The organism is Streptomyces sp. NPDC085937, from assembly GCF_044540535.1.
In the GTDB taxonomy this organism is placed as follows: Bacteria; Actinomycetota; Actinomycetes; order Streptomycetales; family Streptomycetaceae; genus Streptomyces.
On the sequence record NZ_JBITSH010000006.1, the window covers coordinates 223,709 to 240,400 of the forward strand.

Annotated in this window: 16 protein-coding genes and 1 pseudogene; 9 read left to right on the forward strand and 8 right to left on the reverse strand. The window is 73.7% G+C overall.

The features are described from left to right. Window positions 1-173 precede the first annotated feature (173 nt). On the reverse strand, window positions 174-656 hold the full coding sequence (locus ACIF8S_RS15635; protein WP_399999663.1) for a hypothetical protein: 483 nt from the start codon (window positions 654-656) through the stop codon (window positions 174-176). Between the two features lie 262 nt (window positions 657-918). Here ACIF8S_RS15635 and ACIF8S_RS15640 point away from each other — a divergent pair, with 262 nt between their 5' ends. The 4 genes and pseudogenes from ACIF8S_RS15640 to ACIF8S_RS15655 all read left to right on the forward strand — a co-directional run bounded on the left by ACIF8S_RS15640 (window position 919) and on the right by ACIF8S_RS15655 (window position 4,237). Next, window positions 919-2,082 carry an MFS transporter gene (locus tag ACIF8S_RS15640; protein WP_399999664.1) on the forward strand — a complete coding sequence of 388 codons (1,164 nt, stop codon included), beginning with the start codon at window positions 919-921 and terminating at the stop codon, window positions 2,080-2,082. 139 nt (window positions 2,083-2,221) lie between these two features. Beyond that, entirely contained in the window at window positions 2,222-3,100 is an 879-nt protein-coding gene (locus tag ACIF8S_RS15645) for an SDR family oxidoreductase (protein ID WP_399999665.1), read from the forward strand. A 54-nt stretch (window positions 3,101-3,154) separates the two neighbouring features. Beyond that, a complete protein-coding gene (locus tag ACIF8S_RS15650; RefSeq protein WP_399999666.1) occupies window positions 3,155-3,889 on the forward strand; it encodes a maleylpyruvate isomerase family mycothiol-dependent enzyme in 735 nt (244 codons plus the stop codon). 41 nt (window positions 3,890-3,930) lie between these two features. Continuing rightward, a pseudogene (locus tag ACIF8S_RS15655) lies at window positions 3,931-4,237 on the forward strand (DUF6332 family protein). Here the strand turns inward: ACIF8S_RS15655 and ACIF8S_RS15660 are convergent. From ACIF8S_RS15660 to ACIF8S_RS15670, 3 genes are all read right to left on the reverse strand, one after another. Next, complete coding sequence (locus ACIF8S_RS15660) at window positions 4,198-4,863, reverse strand: response regulator (RefSeq protein ID WP_399999667.1); 666 nt, start codon at window positions 4,861-4,863, stop codon at window positions 4,198-4,200. The pseudogene ACIF8S_RS15655 and the gene ACIF8S_RS15660 sit on opposite strands and share 40 nt — an antisense overlap. After that, a complete protein-coding gene (locus ACIF8S_RS15665) occupies window positions 4,860-6,131 on the reverse strand; it encodes a sensor histidine kinase (protein ID WP_399999668.1) in 1,272 nt (423 codons plus the stop codon). The genes ACIF8S_RS15660 and ACIF8S_RS15665 overlap by 4 nt, the downstream gene beginning before the upstream one ends. Window positions 6,132-6,233: 102 nt before the next feature. Continuing rightward, complete coding sequence (locus ACIF8S_RS15670; RefSeq protein WP_399999669.1) at window positions 6,234-6,965, reverse strand: TetR/AcrR family transcriptional regulator; 732 nt, start codon at window positions 6,963-6,965, stop codon at window positions 6,234-6,236. A gap of 156 nt (window positions 6,966-7,121) precedes the next feature. On the opposite strand from ACIF8S_RS15670, the gene ACIF8S_RS15675 reads away from it, so the two are divergent. After that, a complete protein-coding gene (locus ACIF8S_RS15675; protein ID WP_399999670.1) occupies window positions 7,122-7,577 on the forward strand; it encodes a nitroreductase family deazaflavin-dependent oxidoreductase in 456 nt (151 codons plus the stop codon). Here the strand turns inward: ACIF8S_RS15675 and ACIF8S_RS15680 are convergent. Further along, window positions 7,561-8,799, reverse strand: coding sequence for a geranylgeranyl reductase family protein (locus ACIF8S_RS15680; RefSeq protein ID WP_399999671.1), 1,239 nt, complete (start codon window positions 8,797-8,799; stop codon window positions 7,561-7,563). The two genes, ACIF8S_RS15675 and ACIF8S_RS15680, sit on opposite strands and share 17 nt — an antisense overlap. Window positions 8,800-8,993: 194 nt before the next feature. Between ACIF8S_RS15680 and ACIF8S_RS15685 the strand changes: the two genes are divergently transcribed. Then, window positions 8,994-10,355 (forward strand): dipeptidase, encoded by a 1,362-nt coding sequence (locus ACIF8S_RS15685; protein ID WP_399999672.1) that lies wholly within the window; start codon window positions 8,994-8,996, stop codon window positions 10,353-10,355. A gap of 90 nt (window positions 10,356-10,445) precedes the next feature. After that, window positions 10,446-11,186 carry an MBL fold metallo-hydrolase gene (locus ACIF8S_RS15690; RefSeq protein ID WP_399999673.1) on the forward strand — a complete coding sequence of 247 codons (741 nt, stop codon included), beginning with the start codon at window positions 10,446-10,448 and terminating at the stop codon, window positions 11,184-11,186. A 44-nt stretch (window positions 11,187-11,230) separates the two neighbouring features. On the opposite strand, the gene ACIF8S_RS15695 is transcribed toward ACIF8S_RS15690, so the two are convergent. Next, complete coding sequence (locus ACIF8S_RS15695; RefSeq protein ID WP_399999674.1) at window positions 11,231-12,271, reverse strand: NUDIX domain-containing protein; 1,041 nt, start codon at window positions 12,269-12,271, stop codon at window positions 11,231-11,233. A 454-nt stretch (window positions 12,272-12,725) separates the two neighbouring features. Between ACIF8S_RS15695 and ACIF8S_RS15700 the strand changes: the two genes are divergently transcribed. Beyond that, window positions 12,726-13,904 (forward strand): Cmx/CmrA family chloramphenicol efflux MFS transporter, encoded by a 1,179-nt coding sequence (locus ACIF8S_RS15700; protein ID WP_399999675.1) that lies wholly within the window; start codon window positions 12,726-12,728, stop codon window positions 13,902-13,904. A gap of 265 nt (window positions 13,905-14,169) precedes the next feature. On the opposite strand, the gene ACIF8S_RS15705 is transcribed toward ACIF8S_RS15700, so the two are convergent. Next, the gene (locus ACIF8S_RS15705) at window positions 14,170-14,364 is read right to left on the reverse strand and encodes a hypothetical protein (RefSeq protein WP_399999676.1); all 195 of its coding nucleotides are present in this window, start codon (window positions 14,362-14,364) and stop codon (window positions 14,170-14,172) included. 68 nt (window positions 14,365-14,432) lie between these two features. Next, window positions 14,433-15,386: an ROK family protein gene (locus tag ACIF8S_RS15710; RefSeq protein WP_399999677.1), complete on the reverse strand. Its 954-nt coding sequence runs from the start codon at window positions 15,384-15,386 to the stop codon at window positions 14,433-14,435. 206 nt (window positions 15,387-15,592) lie between these two features. On the opposite strand from ACIF8S_RS15710, the gene ACIF8S_RS15715 reads away from it, so the two are divergent. Beyond that, window positions 15,593-16,687, forward strand: a complete 1,095-nt coding sequence (locus tag ACIF8S_RS15715; RefSeq protein WP_199785241.1) for a LacI family DNA-binding transcriptional regulator — start codon at window positions 15,593-15,595, stop codon at window positions 16,685-16,687. Window positions 16,688-16,692 lie beyond the last annotated feature (5 nt).

Below are 16,692 nucleotides of genomic sequence, written 5' to 3' on the forward strand. Positions count from 1 at the left end.
GCCGGGTCGGTACGGTCGGGAGTGGGAGGACTGGCCGGCATCGGGGGAACCACCTCAATCGGGCACTGCGGGGGGGGTACGGCAGAAGGGTCGTCAGGCGAGGGGGCGGGCGGGGCCGTCGTGACGCGCGGGTCGCCGGGGACGGCCCCGGCCGCTATGACGCCGGGCATGGCTCAGGCCATGTCCCCGGAGGCCTTCTTGCGGCGCAGCGCGAAGGCGCCGGCGCCGAGGGCCGCGAGCGCCGCCAGGCCGCCCGCGGTGACACCGGGCTGCGAGGCGAGACCGCCGCCGCCGGTGTGCATGCCGCCGCGCGGCTTCTCGTGCTTCCACTCCTTGTCCTGCTTGCCGCTCCAGGAGTCCTCGCTCTCGGAGTCCCCCTTGTCCTTGTAGGTCTCGGGGTCGTACTTCGGGTCCTTGGCGGTGCCCCAGTCGTCGCCGCTCACCGTGGTCAGGGCGCCGCCACCGGTGTGCACCCCGCCGTGCGGCTTGTCGTGCTTGTTCCCCTCGTCGTGCTTGCTCTCCTTGTCGTACTCCTTGCTGTAGGAAGACTTGTCGTGGCCCTCGTCGCCGCCGTGGTCGGCGTAGGCCGCGGGGGCGGCGATGGCGAGAGCCGCCGTGGCCGTTGCGGTGGCGAGCACCATGCGGGCAGAGCGCATCTGAGAGTCCTTCCGCTGAAGGCCGGGCAGCTGACTCCGCGTCAGCACGGATCTCCCGGTCTCCGGCGTGATCCACGCTCAGTCATGTCGTGCGGTCCCACCATCCGGGACGATCACACGGGTTACCCCCGCCACCCCTCCGGCGGTGCGCGCCCGCCTTCTGCCGGTCTTCTGCCCGTCGCGGCGGCTTCTTGCCCCGGGGGACGCCGCCACCTAGCCTGCTTTTGTGCCGCTGATAAACAAAACCCGTTCGCACAGTGCCGTGCCGGGTACCGACCTCGTCCGACTCCGACTCGCCCTGACCGCGTTCTTCGCCCTGGACGGCTTCGTCTTCGCCGGCTGGGTGGTGCGCATCCCCGCCATCAAGGAGCAGACCGGGGCGTCCGCGAGTGCCCTGGGCCTCGCCCTGCTGGGGGTGTCCGCCGGGGCCGTGATCACCATGACGCTGACCGGCAGGCTGTGCCGCCGGTACGGCAGTCACCTCGTCACCGTGGTCTGCGCGGTGCTGCTCAGTGTCAGCGTCGCCCTGCCGCCGCTGACGCACTCCGCGCTCGCGCTCGGCACCGTCCTGCTGGTGTTCGGCGCGGCCTACGGCGGTATCAACGTCGCCTTCAACAGCGCTGCCGTCGATCTGGTGGCCGTCCTGCGGCGCCCCATCATGCCCAGCTTCCACGCCGCGTTCAGCCTGGGCGGCATGGTCGGCGCGGGGCTGGGCGCGCTGGTCGCCGGCTCCCTCTCCCCCACCCCGCACCTCACGGGGCTCGCCGTGATCGCCCTGCTGGTGACGGCGGTGGCGGGGCGGGCGCTGATGCGGTGCGAGCCGCTGACCCCGGCCGACGGGGGACGGCCCGCGAAGGGCGCCGCGCCCCGGCGGGACCGCCGCACCCGGGCCCTGGTCGTCGTCTTCGGCCTCATCGCGCTCTGCACCGCCTACGGGGAGGGGGCGCTGGCCGACTGGGGAGCGCTCCATCTCGAAGAGGACCTCGACGCCTCGCCGGGCGCGGCGGCCGTCGGCTACCTGTGCTTCGCGCTCGCCATGACCGTGGGGCGGCTGAGCGGCACCGCGCTGCTGGAACGGCTCGGCCGGACCCGCACCATCCTCGCGGGCGGCTCCACGGCGGCGGCCGGCATGCTGCTGGGCGCGCTCGCGCCGTCCCTGTGGGCGGCCCTGCTGGGCTACGCGGTCACCGGGCTCGGTCTCGCCAACCTCTTCCCCGTGGCCGTCGAGCGGGCGGGCGCGCTGGCCGGCCCCACCGGGGTGGCGACCGCCTCCACACTGGGCTACGGCGGGATGCTCCTCGGCCCGCCCGCCATTGGTTTCATGGCGGACTGGTTCAGCCTCCCGGCGGCCCTCACCAGTGTGGCGGTGCTGGCGGCGGTGGCCACCACCATCGGCTTCGTCACGCGCGGTGTGAACACGGACTGAGGAGACGGCCCTCCCCGCGGCGGGTCCGTCGGCGGGCCGGGGTGGATCGAGGGCCGGTGTCGGGGTACCCGGTCGTCGGCGTCCGCCCGCCCGTGTGGGCGGCGCCGGCAGCGACCACCGCGTGGATCCGGGAGAGAACGTGAACGAGCAGCAGAACCCCGTCGACCAGCACCCCACCCCCGACTTCCCGTCCCAGGACCAGCCGCATCCGGGCTGGACCGGCCCCATGGACCCGCCGCCGGACCACGGTGAGGACTCCTACCGGGGCAGCGGGCGGCTGGCCGGCCGTAAGGCCGTGATCACGGGCGGGGACTCGGGCATCGGCCGCGCTGTGGCCCTGGCGTTCGCCCGCGAGGGCGCCGACGTGCTGTTCACCTATCTGGACAGCGAGAAGGACGAGGCGGACGAGACCGCGCGGTGGGTCGAGGAGGCCGGCCGGCGTGCCGTGGCCGTCTCCTGCGACATCCGGGAGGAGGAGAACTGCCGGGCGCTGATCGACCGCGCGGTCTCCGAGTTCGACGGCATCGACATCCTGGTGAACAACGCCGCCTACCAGATGTCGCAGCCGGACGGCATCGAGGCGATCACCACCGAGCAGTTCGACCGGGTGGTGCGGACCAACCTCTACGGCATGTTCTGGCTGTGCAAGATGGCCGTGCCGCACATGCGGGAGGGCGGCAGCATCATCAACTCGGCGTCCGTGCAAGCCTACAAGCCGAGCCCGCACCTGCTGGACTACGCGACCACCAAGGGCGCCATCGTCACGTTCACCCAGGGGCTGGCGCAGATGCTGATCGAGCGCGGCATCCGGGTCAACGCCGTGGCGCCGGGCCCGGTGTGGACGCCGCTGATCCCGGCGACGCTGCCGGACACCGCCGAGTTCGGCAAGCAGGCCCCGATCGGGCGTCCGGCCCAGCCCGCCGAGATGGCCCCGGCGTACGTCTTCCTCGCCTCGCAGGAGGCGTCGTACATCACCGCCGAGATCGTCAACGCGACGGGCGGCACGCCGCTGCCGTAGCGCGCCACGGAAAAGGATCACCACGCGGTCCGTCGGTGCGGCAGACTCCCGGCCATGGAGACTGCCTGGTACCTGAACATGGTGGAGGACGAGGGCCGGTCGCTGGCCGACGCCGCGGAGCAGGCCGGACCGGACGCGCCCGTCCCGGCCTGCCCGGACTGGCGGGTCCGGGACCTGCTGCGGCACACCGGCGTGGTGCACCGGTGGGCGACGGCCTTCGTCGCGGACGCGTGCACCACGCCCCGCCCGATGGGTGAGGAACCGGACCTTGACGGCCCGGAACTGGTCGCCTGGTACCGCGCCGGACACCGCCGCCTCCTCGACACGCTCGCCGGGGCGGCGCCCGACGTCGAGTGCTACACCTTCCTGCCCGGGGCCCTCTCCCCGCTCACGTTCTGGGCCCGCCGCCAGGCGCACGAGACAGCCGTCCACCGGTACGACGCCGAGGCGGCCCGCGGCGGCCGGCCGGCACTCTTCGACACCGGGTTCGCGGTGGACGGCGTGGACGAGTTGCTGCGCGGCTTCCACGCGCGCCGCAGGAGCCGGGTCCGCACCCCGGAGCCCCGTGTCCTGCGGGTGCGGGCGACGGACGCCGACGCGGTGTGGACCGTACGGCTGTCCCCGGAACCGCCGGTGACGACGCGGGACGCGGCCGGGGACGCCGAGTGCGAGGTGTCCGGTCCGGCCGCCGAGCTGTACCTCTCGCTGTGGAACCGGCTGCCGATGCCCAAGGTGTCGGGCGACCCCGCGGTCGCCGCGCTGTGGCGGGAGACGTCCGCGGTCGTCTGAACGCCCGCTTGTCCGCCGGCCGTGCGGCTGTTTCTTCCGGCATGCGTGACGACGGGGGACGTGAGGCGGGCGGGGGCGGGCGCCGTAGCCAGGCGGAACGGGACGCGGTGACCCGTGGAGACCGGGTACGCGCTGTGCAGCGCGGCGTTCGCGGCGGCGGTCGTGTACGGCGCGGTGGCCGGTCCAGCCCTGCTGTTCAGCCTGCCGGGGGCGGTCGAGACACTGCTGGCGCGCGGGGGCGCCGTGCTCGCCGGGGCGCTGTTCACGGTGCGGACCGGGTACGTCCTGATCCGGTTCCGGCGGGCGGCTCAGCCCAGCCAGCCGGGCCGTACCAGCCCCGACTCGTAAGCCAGGACGACCAGTTGGGCGCGGTCGCGGGCGCCCAGCTTCACCATGGTGCGGCTGACGTGGGTCTTGGCGGTGAGCGGGCTGACCACCAGGCGCCGGGCGATCTCCTCGTTGGTCAGGCCGAGGCCGACCAGCGCCATGACCTCCCGTTCCCGTTCGGTGAGCCCGGACAGGGCGCCGGCGGCGGCCGGTTCCTTGGAACGGGCCGCGAACTCGGCGATCAGCCGGCGCGTCACCCCGGGTGAGAGGAGGGCGTCCCCGTCGATCACGGCCCGCACCGCGCGCAGCAGTTCGTCCGGCTCGGTGTCCTTCACCAGGAAACCGGAGGCGCCCGAGCGGATCGCCTCGAAGACGTACTCGTCGAGCTCGAAGGTGGTGAGCACAACCACCTTCACCTCGCCCAGGTCCGTGTCCTCGGTGACCCGGCGGGTCGCGGCCAGCCCGTCCAGCAGGGGCATCCGGATGTCCATCAGGACCACGTCGGGCCGCAGATCGCGGACCAGACGCACGGCCTCCTCGCCGTCGGCCGCCTCCCCGGCCACCTCGATGTCCGGCTGGGCGTCCAGCAGGGCGCGGAACCCCGCCCGGACCAGCGACTGGTCGTCGGCGAGCAGTACGCGGATCACCGGTCCTCCTCGGCCTCGGTCGGCAGCACGGCGAGCACCCGGAACCCTCCGTCCGGGCGTGGGCCCGCCTCGATGGTGCCACCCAGCGCGGCAGCCCTCTCCCGCATCCCGGCCAGCCCGTTCCCGCCGCCGCCCGCGTCGGCGCCGGTGGCGGGCCCGTCGTCGTCGACCAGCAGCCGCAGCCGTCCCTCGCCGTGTCCGACGCGTACGCGCGCCTCGCGTGAGCCCGAGTGCCGAACGACGTTGGTGAGGGCCTCCTGGACGATGCGGAAGGCGGCCAGGTCCGTGCCGGGGGGCAGCGCCGGCGGCTCCCCTTCGACGGTGACGGTGAGACCGGCGCTCGCGGCCTGGCCGACCAGTTCGGGCAGCCGGTCCAGGCCGGGTGCGGGGGTGCGCGGGGCGGCGCCGGGGGCACGCAGGGTGTCGAGCACCTGACGGACCTCGCCGAGCGCCTCCTTGCTCTTGGCCCTGATGGTGGTGAGCGCGCTGCGCGCCTGCTCGGGGTCGGTGTCCAGCAGCGCCAGTCCGACCCCGGCCTGCACGTTGATGACGGAGATGCTGTGGGCGAGGACGTCGTGCAGTTCCCGGGCGATCCGCAGCCGTTCCGCGTCGGCGCGCCGCCGTTCCGCGCGGGCTCGCTCGGCCCGTTCGCGCGCCCACTGTTCGCGGCGGGTGCGGGCCAGTTCGGACACCGCGAGGAGCGCGACGACCCAGGTGGCGACGATGATCTCCTCGTTCCAGGAGCCCGCCCCGTCGCCGGCCGGCGGCAGCCGGCGGTAGAGCACGTGGGCGATGAGCAGGTGCCCCGCCCAGAGGGTTCCCATGGCCGCCCAGGCCGCGTACCGCCGCCCCGAGACGACGGCGGTGAAGCAGGCCACGGCGACGGTGAGGAACACCGGTCCGTACGGGTAGCCGGCGCCGAGGTACACCAGGACGGTGGCCACCGTGCCGAACAGCACGGGGACGGGCCGGCGCCACCGCCACAGCAGGAGCGCGCCCGACAGGAACAGCAGCACCCGTCCCAGCGGGTCCAGGGCGACCCGCCCGGCCGCCTGGGCGTGGTCGGCGAAGCCGGAGCCGATCAGCACGAAGGCGGTGATCAGCAGGGTCGAGGGCCACGGCACGCGGGCGCGGCCCGCCGACTCGAGGTTCTGGTCCCGCTCGTCGGCGCGGCGGCTCCATCCGGGCGGGCCGTGCCGCCACCACCGGGGCGGCCCGGGGTGCCACCGTTCCGGCGTCCCGGTTCCGGGCGCACGCTGCTCGTCCATGTCCGCCACGCTAGACGCCGGGCGCCCCCGGCGGCGTCGGCCGGACGGCGTGATCACACGTACTCCCCCGGAAGTACGTCCGGCCGGGGCGGGCGGGGCCGCCTACCGGGGTTTCCGGGTGCCCTCTCCCGCCCCCGCCCCCGTGGGCCGCAGTCCGACGGTGCGGGCGAGGATGCCGACGGTGTGGCGGAAGAACAGGTCCCGCTCCTCCACGACCCGGGTGAACTGACCGAACACCTCGAAGCCGATCTGGCCGAGCAACTGCGCCCAGACGGCCACACAGGCGGGTGCCACCGCGGGCGGCAGGTCGGGGACGGCGTCCGCCGCCATGCGCGCGGCCTCCGCCTCCAGTTCCCCGGGGAGCGGGGGAAGCTCCAGCTCCCCGGCCCGATGGGCGTCGCGGACGACGTCGATGAGCGCGTAGGCGACGCGGGCGGCGGCCGGGACGGTGGTGGCGGGCGCGGCGTAGCCGGGCACCGGTGAGCCGTAGATCAGCGCGTACTCGTGCGGGTGCGCGAGCGCCCAGGCGCGGATGGCCTCGCACACCGTGGTCCAGCGCTCGCCGGATGCGGCGCCCGCGGAGGCGTCGCGCGCCGCTTCGGCGGTCGCGCCCAGCGAGTCGTAGGCGTCGATGATGAGAGCGGTCAGCAGGTCGTCACGGCTGGGGAAGTAGCGGTAGATCGCGGAGGAGGCCATGCCGAGCGTTCTCGCCACGGCCCGCAGGGACAGTTCGGCGGCGCCCTCCTCGGCGAGCCGTCGTCGCGCCTCCTCCTTGATGGCGGCGGTGATCTCGATCCTGGCCCGCGCGCGGGCGCCGTGTGCGGTGCTGGTCATGGAGACAGTGTTCCACGAAAACAGAGCGGTGCACACAAACGAGAGCACTGCTCTTGCTTTGCCGCGCGAAGCCGTGCAGACTGAAGGCGAAGCGAGAGCGGTGCTCACAAAACAGAGCGGCGCTCTCACCGCCGCGTCCGTCCTTGAGGAGTCACGATGACGTCGTCCACGCCGTACTACCGCGCCGGCAGCCCCCTCACCGTCCGGTTCAACCGTGTCGTCGGCTGGCTGGCCCGCCACGGCTTCAGCCTGCTCGGCTCCGCGGAGCTCTCCGTCCGCGGCCGCAAGAGCGGCCAGATGCAGCGCATCCCGGTCAACCCGCACACCTACGAGGGCGAGCAGTACCTGGTCTCGGCGCGCGGACACTCCCAGTGGGTGCGCAACATGCGGGCCGCCGGCGGCGGGGAACTGCGTGTGGGCCGCAAGGTCCGCGTCTTCACGGCCGTCGAGATCCCCGACGAGGAGAAGCTCGCGGTGCTGCGCACCTACCTGGAGAAGTGGGGCTGGGAGGTCAACCAGTACTTCAAGGGGGTCACCGCCAAGTCCTCCGACGAGGAACTCATCGCGGCGGCCCCCGACCACCCGGTCTTCCGGATCACTGTCCGGAACTGACCTCGCCGCCCGACCGGCGCCGGTCCAGCGCGACCAGGGCACGGTGGGCCATCGGATGGGTGCGGACCAGCTCGCCGAGCGTCGTCGAGCCCTGGGTGATGTCCTTGAACGCCTTCCAGGCCGGGCGGAAACCGGTGAGGACCGCGTGGAACACCCCGGGCCGCTGCTCGAACGCCGCCAGCATCCGCTTGCCGACGCTCATCTCCACACCGAGACCCGCCTTGACGGCGAAGGCGTAGTTCAGGGCCTGCCGGCGCGCGTCCACGGCGTCGTGCGCCTCGGCGATGCGCACCGCCCACTCCCCCGCCAGCCGGCCCGAGCGCAGCGCGAAGGAGATGCCTTCACGGGTCCACGGCTCCAGCATCCCGGCCGCGTCCCCGCAGACCAGGACCCTGCCGCGGGACAGCGGCGAGTCGTCGGCGCGGCAGCGGGTCAGGTGCCCCGAGGAGATGGCCGGTTCGAAGCCGGCCAGGCCGAGCCGCGCGATGAAGTCCTCCAAGTAGCGCTTGGTCGCGGCGCCTTCACCGCGCCGCGAGATGACCCCCACGGTCAGGGTGTCGCCCTTGGGGAAGACCCAGCCGTAACTGCCCGGCATGGGGCCCCAGTCGATGAGCACCCGGCCCTTCCAGTCCTCGGCGACCGTCTCCGGCACCGGGATCTCCGCCTCCAGGCCCAGGTCGACCTGGTCGAGCTTCACCCCGACGTGCGCTCCTATGCGGCCGGCGCTGCCGTCCGCGCCGACCACGGCCCGCGCGAGCACGGTCTCGCCGCCCTGCAGGACCACCGCGACCGTGCGCCGGTCCGGCACGGCCGAGCCGTGCTGCTCCACGCGCTGCACCGCGACGCCGGTGCGCAACTCGGCCCCGGCCTTCTGCGCGTGCTCGACGAGTTGCTGGTCGAACTCGGGGCGGTTGATCAGCCCGAAGAGCATCTGCCGGGAGCGGCGGGTCCGGGTGAAGCGGCCGTTGCTGGAGAACGTCACGGCGTGCACCCGGTCCTTGAGCGGCAGCTCGAAGCCGGGCGGCAGGGAGTCCCGGGAGGGACCGATGATGCCGCCGCCGCACGTTTTGTAGCGGGGCAGCTCCGCCTTCTCCAGCAGCAGCACGCGCCGCCCCGCGACCGCCGCCGCGTAGGCGGCGGACGCCCCCGCGGGTCCCGCGCCCACCACGACGACGTCCCACACCTGCCGCACGTCGTCCGCCGAAGAGTTCTCGCTGCTCACGATGGTCTGCTGCTCCGTCCACGCCGCCTGCCGCTGCTGTCCTCCCGCATCCTACGGCGGCGGTCGTCACGGTCCGCTGTGGGAGGATCGGCGACGTGAGTGCCCCGTACACGGGCCACTCACGCACACCACACGATCATCGCGTACCGAGAAGTACGCACCTGCACAACGTCGCACCCACAAGGAGCGTGCCCATGTCGCCGAATCCGGTCGTCGTGACCGTCGCCTCACTGATGCCCAGGGCGAAGGAGGAGCTCGCCGAACTGGTGGCCTTCAAGTCGGTGGCGGACTTCGACCAGTTCCCGCGTGAGGAGAGCGAGGGCGCCGCCCGCTGGATCGCCGGCGCGCTGACCGCCGAGGGCTTCCAGGACGTGGCCCTGCTCGACACCCCGGACGGCACCCAGTCGGTCTACGGCTACCTGCCCGGCCCCGAGGGCGCGCGGACCGTGCTGCTCTACGCGCATTACGACGTGCAGCCGCCGCTGGACGAGTCCGGCTGGGCCACCCCGCCGTTCGAGCTGACCGAGCGCGACGGCCGCTGGTACGGCCGCGGGGCCGCCGACTGCAAGGGCGGGGTCATCATGCACCTGCTGGCGCTGCGCGCCCTGAAGGCGAACGGCGGCGTGCCGGTGAACGTCAAGGTGATCGTCGAGGGCTCGGAGGAGCAGGGCACCGGCGGCCTGGAGCGGTACGCCGAGGAGCACCCCGACCTGCTCAGCGCCGACGCCGTCGTGATCGGCGACGCGGGCAACTTCCGCGTCGGCCTGCCGACGGTCACCACCACACTGCGCGGCATGACCATGGTGCGGGTGCGGGTCGACACCCTCGAGGGCAACCTGCACTCCGGCCAGTTCGGCGGGGCCGCGCCCGACGCGCTGGCCGCGCTGGTGCGGGTGCTGGACTCGCTGCGCGCCGAGGACGGCAGCACCACCGTGGACGGGCTGTCCGGCGACAGCGCGTGGGAGGGACTGCAGTACGACGAGGAGCAGTTCCGCACGGACGCCAAGGTGCTCGACGGTGTGGAGCTGATCGGTTCCGGTACGGTCGCCGACCGCATCTGGGCCCGCCCGGCGGTGACCGTGCTCGGCATCGACTGCCCGCCGGTGGTCGGTGCCACGCCGTCCGTGCAGGCGAGTGCCCGGGCGCTGATCAGCCTGCGGGTGCCGCCGGGCGTGGACGCGGCGAAGGCGACGGAACTGCTGCGCACGCACATCGAGTCGCACACCCCGTGGGGCGCCCGGGTGAGCACCGAGCAGATCGGCCAGGGGCAGGCCTTCCGCGCCGACCCGGCCAGCCCGGCCTACCAGGCCATGTCCGACGCGATGGCGGTCGCGTACCCCGGCCAGGAGATGCAGTACGCCGGACAGGGCGGCTCGATCCCGCTGTGCAACACGCTCGCCGGGCTCTACCCGAACGCGGAGATCCTGCTGACCGGCCTGAGCGAGCCGGAGGCGCAGATCCACGCGGTGAACGAGAGCGTGTCGCCCGACGAGCTGGAGCGGCTGTCGGTCGCGGAGGCGCTGTTCCTGCGCAACTACGCGGCCGGGACCAACTGAGGCGTCCGGCCGGGTCGTTCCGCCCCGCTGCCCTTCTGCCGTCGGCAGAGCCTCCTCCTCCGGCGGAGGCTCTGCCCTACGGTCGATGCCATGGACGTCGTCGAACTGCTCCCCGGCCGTCTGCTGATGCTGCGCTTCCCGGTCGGCCAGGCCTACCTCTGGCGTGACCGCCGGGACGGAGGCCCGGACGAACTGACGCTGGTCGACGCCGGTCCGGCGGGATCCGGCGCGCGGATCGTCGAAGCGGTGACGGCCCTGGGCACGCGCCCCGAGGACGTACGGCGGATCGTCCTGACCCACTTCCACGAGGACCACGCGGGCGGTGCGGCGGAGGTCGCGGCGCTCACCGGCGCGGAGGTACTGGCCCACCGCCTGGACGCGCCCCACGTCCGCGAAGACGCACCTGGTCCGCCACCGGTCCTGGAGGACTGGGAACTCCCTCTGCACCGGCGGGCGTTGTCGCTGCTGCCGCCGGACGACTACGAACGCCCGTCGTCCGTGACGGAGTTGGCGGACGGTGACGTCCTCGACCTGGCCGGCGGCGCCCAGGTGCAGCACGTCCCGGGCCACACCCACGGCAGCATCGCGCTCCATCTGCCCCGGCACGGCGTGCTGTTCACCGGGGACACGGTGGCGGTGTCGCCGGCCGACGGCACGGTGATCCCGGGCGTCTTCAACCTCGACCGCCAGCGACTCCTCGCCTCCTGCCGCCGCCTGGCGGCGCTCGACACGGCGGTGGCGTGCTTCGGTCACGGCGACCCGGTCCTCACGAACGCGGCACGCGAGCTGCGGGCGATGACGGAAGCGGCTCAGCGGGAGACCGACCGCTGAGGCCACCCGCGTGGGCAGACCCCGGGACCGTCACCCGGCTCCCCTCATCCCACCGGCACCCCGCCTTCCAGGTACATGGCGCGGCCGCGTTCGCGGGCGCGCAGGGCTCGGCGGAGGCGTTCGTAGCGGACCGGGGGCAGGAGGTCGGCGGCCTCGGCCTCGGTCGCGAAGCGCCAGGCGCGCAGTTCCGGGCCGGGCAGCCGCAGCCGCTCGGCGTCGGCGGAGTCCAGACGTCCGCCGTCGAACAGCAGGCGCAGCCCGCCGAAGGCGGGGGGCCGGGGCGGCTCCCAGTCGACGACGAGGAGCGTCGGCACGTCGTCGAGGCGCAGGCCGGTCTCCTCGGTGACCTCGCGCATACCGGCCCGGGCGGGCGCCTCACCGCGTTCCACGACCCCGCCGGGGAACTCCCAGCCCGCCTTGTAGGTCGGGTCGACGAGCAGCACCCGGTCGTGTTCGTCGAAGAGCAGCACCCCGGCGGCCACCGTCTCGGCGGCGGGCTCGGGCGTCTGCACGATGTCGCAGGCGGGCACCTCCCCGCCGGCGACCGCCTCGGCGATGCGGCGGGCGGTGTCGCGCGGGGTGAGCGCCCCGCTGTCGACGGGATAGGCGTCGGCGGTCAGCCAGGCGGCCAGGGCGGCCTTGAACGGCTCGATGTGGTCGTACGACCATTGCCGGACGCGCATCTCCCCGTCGGGGAGGTCCGCCGGGACCTCCCGGTCGGCTATGCGCTCACGCAGGATCGTTTCCGCCGGGGCCAGCAGGACGTGCCGGACCGGTATCCGGCGGGCGGCGAGTCCGCCGAAGATCTCGTCCCGGTACTCCTGGCGCAGCAGGGTCATGGGGACCACGAGGGTGCCGCCCAGCTCGGCGAGCATCGCGGCCGCCGTGTCGATCACGAGGCGCCGCCAGATCGGGAGGTCCTGGAAGTCACCGGCCTCGGCGAGGCGCTTGGGCGGAAGCAGCTGGTCCAGCGCTCCGCCGATGACCTCGGGGTCGAAGAGCGTGCTGTTCGGGATCAGCTCGATCAGTTCGCGCGCGGTGGAGGTCTTCCCCGCACCGTACGCCCCGTTGATCCAGACGATCATTCAAACTCCCAGACAGTAGGCGGCTGAACAGCGGCGGAGCATCCTGCACCGATCCACCGGGAGAGGCGTGGGAAACGCCGGAGTCCACAGCCCTGCCCCCACTACTTCCTTCTCCCGGACCCTCCGCAGATACTCCACGATCCGCACCTCCATCCGGACCGTTACCTCGCCGTACACACCCTCCACACCCGGAACCTCCCGCCCCGGTCTGCCCGCGCTCCACACCCGTCGGAACCGGCGTGCTCCGCCCGGCACCCGTCGGGTAGCGTGCGGGGCATGTCGAGTCCTGAGTCGGACAGGGTGGGGGCTTGCGGTCACGCCGCCGGCCCCCTGCGCCCCTGAGCTCGTAGCCCCGTCGTCACACCGCCTTCCGCGGTGGGACGCGTGCGCGGTCGGGGTTGGCCGCGGTGACGAGATGACCTTCTCGTGCCTCTCCTCGCCTCGGAGCCACTCGATGCCTCTCCCGCTGTACCTGCTTGCCCTGGCGGTCTTCGCCATGGGCACCTCGGAGTTCATGCTCGCCGGCCTCCTGCCGGACATCGCCTCGGACCACGACGTCTCTGTCGGGACAGCGGGCGCGCTCACCTCGGCGTTCGCGATCGGCATGGTCGTCGGCGCCCCCGTCATGGCCACCCTGGCCCGCGACCGGCCCGGGCGCCCGGCCCTCCTGGGGTTCGTCGTCGTCTTCGCGGCGGCTCACGCCGTGGGCGCCGTCACGACCAGTTTCGCCGTCCTGTTCGCCACCCGACTGCTCGCCGCGTCGGCGAACGCGGGGTTCCTCGCCGTCGCCGTGACGGCTGCGGCGCGGCTGGTCCCACCCGACAGGAAAGGACGCGCGCTGGCCGTGCTGCTCTCCGGCACGACGGTGGCCACGATCGCCGGCGTCCCCGGCGGCTCGCTGCTCGGTTCGGCGTTCGGCTGGCGCACCACCTTCTGGGCCGTCGCCGTCCTCTGTCTGCCCGCCGCTCTCGGCATCCTGAAAGGCGTCCCGGCAGGACACGGTGCGGCCGGGGCGACCGGCAGGCCGACGCTGCGGGCGGAGCTCGCCCAGCTCGCCCGGCCTCGGTTGGTCCTGGTGATGCTGCTCGGGGCGCTGGTGAACGCGGCGACCTTCGCCGGCCTCACCTTTCTCGCCCCCGTGGTGACCGACGGCGCCGGGCTGGCCGAGTCGTGGGTCCCCGTCGCCCTGGTGCTCTTCGGTGCCGGTTCCTTCGTGGGCGTCACCGTCGCCGGCCGGCTGTCCGACCGGAGTCCCGGACCTGTCATCGCGTGCGCCGGCCCGTTGCTGCTCGCCGGCTGGCCGGCCGCGGCGATGCTGGCCCATGAGCCGGTGGCCCTGTTGACGCTCGTGTTCGTGCAGGGCGCGCTGTCGTTCGCGCTGGGCGGCACACTGATCACGCGCGTCCTCCACGAGGCTGCCGGAGCTCCCACGATGGCCGGTTCGTACGCGGCGGCGGCGCTCAACGTGGGCGCCGTGATCGGCCCCGTGGTGGGTGCGGCCACGCTCTCCACCGGAGCCGGGGTTCTCGGACCGCTCTGGGCGAGCGGATCCCTCGTCGCGGTCGCGTTGCTCATCGCGTTCCCCCTCCTCACCGTCGTCACGGCCGGCCGGAGGGCCGAGGTGCGGCGGTGACGGGTGCGTAGGCGCTGCTGAACACGAAGGGACACCGTTGTGCCGCGGGCCCGTGGGGGGTGAGCCGTCCGCCGGAGGCCGGGGTCCCCCGGCGCGGGCGGGCGATCCTGGCGCATGCGGGTCGTCCCGGCGCGGGCGGTCCCGGGCACGGGCCGGCGGTCCCCGCGCGGACGGTCGGTCCCCGCGCGGGCGCGTGGCCGGCATGCGGCGGCGCCGGCCCCCCTTCGTCGGGGGCCGGCGCCGTCGCGTGGTGTGTCGGGGCCCGTCAGTCCTTGCCGTCCCGGTCGATGTCCAGCTCCAGCGTGTTGTTCTCGGCGACCGTGCGGTCGAGGGTGCTGAGCGTGTCCTCGACGTCGAGCGTGCCGAGGGCGGTGTCGGCGAGCGCGTGCGACGGGGTGACGGCCGCGACGACGAATCCGGTGGCGAGGGAGGCGATGGCGAGCATGCTGCGCTTCTTCATGCCCGGCTCAACTGCGGAACCCGCCCCCGGGTCACGCCCCGCTTGCGGCGAGTCCCCGGCGGGAGCTCTCACACCCCCGCGACCGCCTGGCCGGTCCTGCTGAACAGAGCCGCCGCGGCGGCTCCCACCAGGCCGGCGTCGGTGCCGGTCTGCGCCGGTGTCACCACGAGACGCCGCACGAAGGACAGGGTGGCGAACTCGGTGAGCGCCTGCCGCAACGGCGCGAAGAGGACCTCGCCGGCCTTGCCCACGCCGCCCCCGATCACCGCGATGTCGATCTCGACGAGTGTCGCGGTGGCCGCGATGCCCGCGGCCAGGGCGCGCGCCGCCCGCTCGAAGGAGGCCACGGCGACCGGGTCGCCGGCGCGGGCCGCGGCGGCCACCGCGGCGGCGGAGGTGTCGCCGTCCGGTCCGGGCCGCCAGCCGTTGTCGAGCGCGCGCCGGGCGATGTTGGGCCCGCTCGCGATCCGCTCCACGCAGCCCCGCGCACCGCACGGGCACGGGTCGCCGTCGAGGTCGACGCTGATGTGGCCGATGTGCCCGGCGTTGCCGGTGGGGCCCGGGTGCAGCCGCCCGCCCAGCACCAGCCCGCCGCCGACGCCCGTGGAGACGACCATGCACAGCGCGTTGTCGTGGCCCCGGGCGGCGCCCTGCCAGTGCTCGGCCGCGGTGATGGCCACCCCGTCGCCGATCAGTTCGACGGGCAGGCCCCCGGCCGCGTCCCGCACCCGGGCGACCAGCGGGTAGTCACGCCAGCCGGGCACGTTGACCGGGCTCACCGTGCCGGCGGAGGCGTCGACGGGTCCCGCGCTGCCGATGCCGACCGCACCCGCCCGCTCCCAGAGGGGGGACGAGGTGAGGTCGCCGATCACCGCTCCGACGGCGCCCATCACGGTCTCCCCGTCCTCCTGCGCGGGGGTCGGCTGCTGGGCGCGGACCAGGATCCGGCCCTCACGGTCCACCAGCGCGCCGGCGATCTTGGTGCCGCCGATGTCGAGCGCAGCCACGAGGTCGGTGTGCATCAAAGTCGGATCTCCCCGTCAACCATCGGAAAACATCAGAAAACACGCTGGGAACGGCCATGCGCGACCAGGAGGCAACACACGGAGCACGGCAACGGCCCGGTCGAGCGGTGACCTGCGGGCCGGAGTGTGCGTCGGACAGTGTCCCCCGAGCCTGACAACGTTGTCCAGGCTCTATGCTCGACGCCACATCCTCATACAAGCCCATGGACTCACGCATCCCCGTGGCCGACAGGACAGGACACCGCATCGTGCCGGAGACGACCCGCCGCACCGACCGCTTCCCAGGGAGCCGATACGGCAACCGTCCGACGATGAAGGACGTGGCCGCCCGCGCCGGGGTCGGTCTCAAGACGGTGTCGCGCGTGGTGAACGGCGAACCGGGCGTGACGCCGGAGACCGAGCGCCGCGTGCAGGAGGCGATCGAGGCCCTCGGCTTCCGCCGCAACGACAGCGCCCGGGTGCTGCGCAAGGGCCGCACCGCCAGCATCGGCCTGGTCCTGGAGGATCTCGCGGACCCGTTCTACGGGCCGCTGAGCCGAGCGGTGGAGGAGGTGGCCCGCGCGCACGGCGCCTTGCTGATCAACGGCTCCAGCGCGGAGGACGCCGACCGCGAGCAGGAGTTGGTGCTCGCACTGTGCGCCCGTCGGGTGGACGGTCTGGTGGTGATCCCCGCCGGGGACGACCACCGCTATCTGGAGCCGGAGATCAAGGCCGGTGTCGCCACCGTCTTCGTGGACCGCCCGGCCGGGCACATCGACGCGGACGTCGTCGTGTCGGACAACTTCGGCGGCGCCCGGGACGGCGTCCGCCATCTGATCGCGCACGGACACCGCAGGATCGGCTTCATCGGCGACATGCCCCGCATCCACACCGCCGCCGAGCGGCTGCGCGGCTACCGCACCGCCATGGAGGACGCGGGCATACCGGTGGCGGACTCCTGGATGTCCCTGGGCGTGACCGATCCGGAGCGGGTACGGCGGGCGGCCGAGGAGATGCTCACCGGCCCCGAGCCGGTCACCGCGATCTTCACGGGCAACAACCGGGTGACGGTCACGGTGATCCGGGTGCTGGCCGCGCAGGACCGCCCGGTGGCCCTCGTGGGCTTCGACGACATCGAGCTCGCCGATCTGCTCCAGCCCGGCGTCACGGTCGTCGCGCAGGACGCCGCCGCCCTCGGACGCACCGCCGCCGAGCGGCTGTTCCGGCAGTTGGACGGCACCCTGATCGCCCCGGAGCGCATCGAACTGCCGACCCGGCTGATCACCCGCGGCTCCGGCGAGCTGCCCCCGGCGGACTGAGCGGG